This window comes from Streptomyces sp. NPDC059455, from assembly GCF_042750115.1.
GTDB classification, from domain to species: domain Bacteria; phylum Actinomycetota; class Actinomycetes; order Streptomycetales; family Streptomycetaceae; genus Streptomyces; species Streptomyces endocoffeicus.
On record NZ_JBHYVB010000016.1, the window covers coordinates 90,227 to 94,452 of the forward strand.

4 protein-coding genes and 1 pseudogene are annotated in these 4,226 nt (G+C 68.8%); 3 read left to right on the plus strand and 2 right to left on the minus strand.

The features are described from left to right. Positions 1 to 295: 295 nt before the first annotated feature. Positions 296 to 484, minus strand: a pseudogene (locus ACFXB5_RS08405) (hypothetical protein); the annotation flags it as partial. 71 nt (positions 485 to 555) lie between these two features. Continuing rightward, positions 556 to 891 (minus strand): hypothetical protein, encoded by a 336-nt coding sequence (locus ACFXB5_RS08410; protein WP_385204035.1) that lies wholly within the window; start codon positions 889 to 891, stop codon positions 556 to 558. Between the two features lie 264 nt (positions 892 to 1,155). Here ACFXB5_RS08410 and ACFXB5_RS08415 point away from each other — a divergent pair, with 264 nt between their 5' ends. The 3 genes from ACFXB5_RS08415 (at position 1,156) to ACFXB5_RS08425 (ending at position 4,136) form a co-directional block, all read left to right on the plus strand. Next, a complete protein-coding gene (locus tag ACFXB5_RS08415) occupies positions 1,156 to 2,304 on the plus strand; it encodes a hypothetical protein (protein WP_385204038.1) in 1,149 nt (382 codons plus the stop codon). A gap of 126 nt (positions 2,305 to 2,430) precedes the next feature. After that, on the plus strand, positions 2,431 to 3,006 hold the full coding sequence (locus ACFXB5_RS08420) for a GNAT family N-acetyltransferase (RefSeq protein ID WP_385204040.1): 576 nt from the start codon (positions 2,431 to 2,433) through the stop codon (positions 3,004 to 3,006). A gap of 164 nt (positions 3,007 to 3,170) precedes the next feature. Next, positions 3,171 to 4,136 carry a ferritin family protein gene (locus ACFXB5_RS08425; protein WP_385204043.1) on the plus strand — a complete coding sequence of 322 codons (966 nt, stop codon included), beginning with the start codon at positions 3,171 to 3,173 and terminating at the stop codon, positions 4,134 to 4,136. Positions 4,137 to 4,226 lie beyond the last annotated feature (90 nt).

The following is a 4,226-nucleotide window of genomic DNA, read 5'->3' on the forward strand; positions in this document are numbered from 1 at the left end:
GACGGGTGTGGTGCGGGTGCGTGGGTGGTGCGCCCGCTGTTCGTGGTGGGTTCCGGGGGCGGGGCCTCCGGTGCGGCGCCCTGGACCGTATATTTACGGCGCCATTGGCCGGGGACTTGCGTGGGCCGGAGATCGGCGCCACAAATACACGTAAGCGTCCAGGGCACCACCCCTCCGACCCCACCCCCTCCCGCCGCGTTCGCGGCTGTCCGCCGGTGGCCCCGGCCCCGTCCGATCGAGTACGCCCGGCAGGGCCGTTCCACGACAAAGGCAAGCCGCCGAGGCCTGACCCCGGTCAGTCGGCGTCCTTCTCGATCGCCTCGAAGATGTCCGCGTCGGTCTCCTGCTGCCACCCGGGAAGATCCCGCCAGTCGGCGACGTACCCGGGCTTCGGGTCCTCGAAGTTCCGGTACATCTGCGCGGTCCAGCACGTTGCGACGAAGCGCCCCTTCTGCTCTCGCGTAAGTCGCCCCGCGTGCCCCTCGCGCACCAGCCACGCCGCACCCCGCGATCCACGCCTCCCGGACCCGGGCGTAGACGACAACCTCTCTGAGGCTACTCGCCAGTCGGCTCGGCCCGTTCCGTCACTCGGTCGCCGTCCTCGTCGTGGACAGGCAGGTGTCTGCCTCTGCTCTCGGCCACCCGCAGCGCGTCGCGCAGTGCCTCACAGAGCCGGTTCGCGAGGAAGCGGAGCTCTCTTGTATCTGCTTTGTGGTCGCCCAACAGGGCTCGAGCGTGGCCGAGGAGCTCCAGCCCCATGGACAGCTGGAGTGCTTCGATCTGGTCCGCTCGTCGGTTCAGGGGACTGTCGTCGCTGTCCGATGCCAGATAGCACGGCCTGCCCTCCGGATCGGACCAGGGCAATAAGCGAAGGCCGGTCATCGTGTTCATCCGGCGGCCTCTCGGGGAGGGGCGAGAATCGCTCTCACCCATTTGGGGGTATTGGTCATAAATTGGTTCATGTTCATCAGCTCCTGTCAGCTGGTGGGCCACGCCCCCGGACGTCCCACAACGTCGCGGGGGTCTTGTGCAAGTCCACCGTTTTGGCGCGAGCCACAGGCTGTTTGTGACCGGACGTTTGGGCGGACGTTTCCGCCTATGCCGGACGGCTGAGGTCGCTACGGTGAGGGGACGATGCGTGGGTGGGGGACTCGGATGGCAGACAGAACGCTCGGCACATTGGCATCGCTGCGCAGCGCGGCGGGTTACACGCAGGCGAGCTTCGTTGTGGCGTTCGCCCGCGAGGCCGCCCGGCTGGGCATTGACGCCTCGGTGAGCGTCCGCCAGCTCCGGCGGTGGGAGAGCGAGTCGCCGCCGCCGTTGCCGCATCCGAGCCAACAGGCTGTGTTGGAGGCGATGTTCGGCCTTCCGCTCGCCGAGATGGGATTCGAGGTCCCTTCGCATCGCTATTCGACGGTCGAGAGGATCGGCGACGATGGAGAGGTGAAGCGTCGAGCGTTTGTCGCGGGGTCGGGTGCGATCGCGGCGGCGGCGGTCCTCCCGAATCAGCAAGGGCCGCGAGTCGGTGCGAGTGAGGTGGCGGCGTTCCGCACACGGCTGGCCGATCTCTATGCCGTTGATCACCAGTCGGGTGGCATTCCCGCGAAGGCGCGTGCCGCGCAGCTTGAGCAGGAGATCACGCGCGTGCTCAACAGCAGCGTCTACATGAGCAGAGTGGGCCGTGACCTTCACACCATGCTCTGTGAACTCGCTTGTCACCGCGCCTGGTTCGGATACGACGGTGGGCCCCCTGAACAGGCTCGCGCCGCCTGTATGGAGGCGATGACAGCCGCACAGCTCATCGACGAGCCCCTCTTGCAAGTTCGCGCGCTCAATACGCTTTCCCTGCTCTCCGCCGATACAGGTCGCATGTGGGAGGCGGCATCGGCTGTCGAGAACGCGTACGGCCTTGCCCGCCGGGCAGGCGCGGGTGCCACGGTGCATTTGGTGATCTCACTGCGTGAGGCCAGTGCGGCGACGCATTCGGGCGACTCGGCCAGTGCAGGCCGTGCGCTGAGCCGAGCCGTTTCCTACCAGGGGCGTACGGACACGGACACGGACGTACCGAGGTGGGCGCGGTTCGCTGGTCCTGTCGAGGTGGATTACGCGACGGCGGCCTACTACACCGGGAAAGGACAGCTCACGCGGGCCGTCCCGTTCCTGCGGCTCGGCGGTTGCCGGTCTCGGCGGTGGCTACACCCGCAATACCGCCTGGTACCGGGCCCGACTCGCGCAGACGCTGTTCGACACGAACGAGGTGGAGGAGGCGTGCCACGAGATGATGGGCGTACTCGACGCTTGTAACGGGGTGTCCTCGGCGAAGTTGCGTCGCCGCCTGCATACCTTCGAGCGAATCGCCGTGCGCGTCAACCTTCCCGCTGCGCGAGACGCCGTGGAGCGCATCCGCGAGACAACGAAAGGAGGTGGCCGATGACGACGCCAGAGACGATCATGGTTGAGCGCATGGATGGTGCCGCTGCGGCGCGGGCTGAGGACGCGTTCACTCTGGTCTATGCCGAGGCGTTCGCCGAACCGCCATACGACAAGACTTCGGACTCGGTCGACGCGAACTTCCGGCGGTTCCGTTCACAGGTCCGCAAGAAGACCTTCTCAGCCGCACTCGCCCGCACGGGCGACGGTGAGCCCGTCGGCATCGCCTACGGCTATCCGCTGAGCCCGAGTACCGGCTGGTGGGACCGGCTCACGACGCCCGTGGACGACGAACTGCGCCGTGAGGACGGGCAGCGGACGTTCGGGCTGATGGAGCTCGCCGTACGGGCCCCGTGGCGCCGTCTGGGGGTGGCGCGCCGAATGCATGAAGCGGTGCTCACCGACACCACGGCGGAGCGCGTGCTGCTCAACGCACGACCGGACGTCGAGTCCGCGCAGGCCGCGTACCGGTCGTGGGGGTACCGCAAGGTGGGGGAGGCGCACCCGTGGGAGGGCGCGGTGCTGCATGACGTGATGGTGCTCGATCTAGGCATCGCAGGGCGCTCCGGGCGCTGACGTCGCACCACTACATCAGTCAGAACCGAGCGCGGCGCGTCGGCGGAAGGCACACGATGACTGTGCGTATTCACTCGGAAGCGTTGCTGCAGGGGCGGTGGAGCGTTCGTGCGGGCGGCGTGAGGAGGGGCACTCGCACCCAGAAGCGCCCCGAAGGAGGACTCATGTTCCGTCGCTCGATACGCACGCTCGTGGTCGGCCTGTGCACGCTGACAGCGGCCACGCCGGCTGCCACGGCCGTGGCCCTCGCGGTGCCGGTCGACGGGCAGCAGGCCACGCACGCTGCCGTTCGGACTCCGCGCCCGCAGATGCTCACCGACCTGGACACCACCATGAAGGGGGAGGCGTTCGCCTACGCCTCATACAGCCTCTTCGCCACCGAAGCCGACCGCCAGTCCTACCCGGCCGTCGCCAAGCTCTTCCGCGGCTCGGCGCAGACCGAGCTCAACGAGCACTTGCGCGAGGCCGCCGCCCTGGCCGGAACCGTCGGATCGAACGCGGCCAACCTGCGCCAGGCCATCAATGGCGAGACCTACGAGCACCAGGTCATGTACCGCCGCTTCGCGACCGAGGCCCGCACGGACGGGGACCGGGCGGCTGCCGAGCTGTTCACCGAGATCGCCGCGGACGAAGGCCGCCACCGCGACGCCTACCGCACCGCCCTCAGGGTCGTGACCACCGGTCGCGGCACCATCCCGGCGCCGCCGAAAGCCGACGTGGTGCCGGTGCCCGCGGGGCCACCGAAGGTGAGGGCCGACCGGACGAAGGCCAACCTCGACACCGCGATGCACGGTGAGGCGCTCGCCCACGCCAAGTACCTGCTCTTCGCCGCCCGTGCGCGGCAGACCGGCAACACCGCCCTGGCCCGCCTGTTCGAGGGCACGGCCAACGTCGAGTTGCGCGAGCACTTCGCCGGCGAGGCGGTCCTGGCCGGCCTGGTCCGTACCACGAAGACGAACCTGCGCAAGGCCATCGCCGGAGAACGCGACGAAGCCACCGTCCTCTACCCGGGCTTCGCCGAGCAGGCCGCCGCCGTCGGCGACACGGCCGCCGCCCGGTTCTTCCGCGACACCGCCGCCGACGAAGCCAAGCACGCGGCGGCCTTCCAGCGGGCGCTCGACCGGCTGTAGTCACCACCTGGGTGTGTTGTCCGGGGACCGGCGGCACGCCTCAGGCGCGGTCTCTAATACACCTATGACCCAGCCGCCCCGATTGTGGTG

Excerpts from the sequence above, each read along its gene's own strand:
- ACFXB5_RS08425 (WP_385204043.1), top strand. The coding sequence starts at position 3,171 with ATGTTCCGTCGCTCGATACGCACGCTCGTGGTCGGCCTGTGCACGCTG.
- ACFXB5_RS08410 (WP_385204035.1), bottom strand. The coding sequence starts at position 891 with ATGAACACGATGACCGGCCTTCGCTTATTGCCCTGGTCCGATCCGGAG.
- ACFXB5_RS08420 (WP_385204040.1), top strand. The coding sequence starts at position 2,431 with ATGACGACGCCAGAGACGATCATGGTTGAGCGCATGGATGGTGCCGCT.
- ACFXB5_RS08415 (WP_385204038.1), top strand. The coding sequence starts at position 1,156 with ATGGCAGACAGAACGCTCGGCACATTGGCATCGCTGCGCAGCGCGGCG.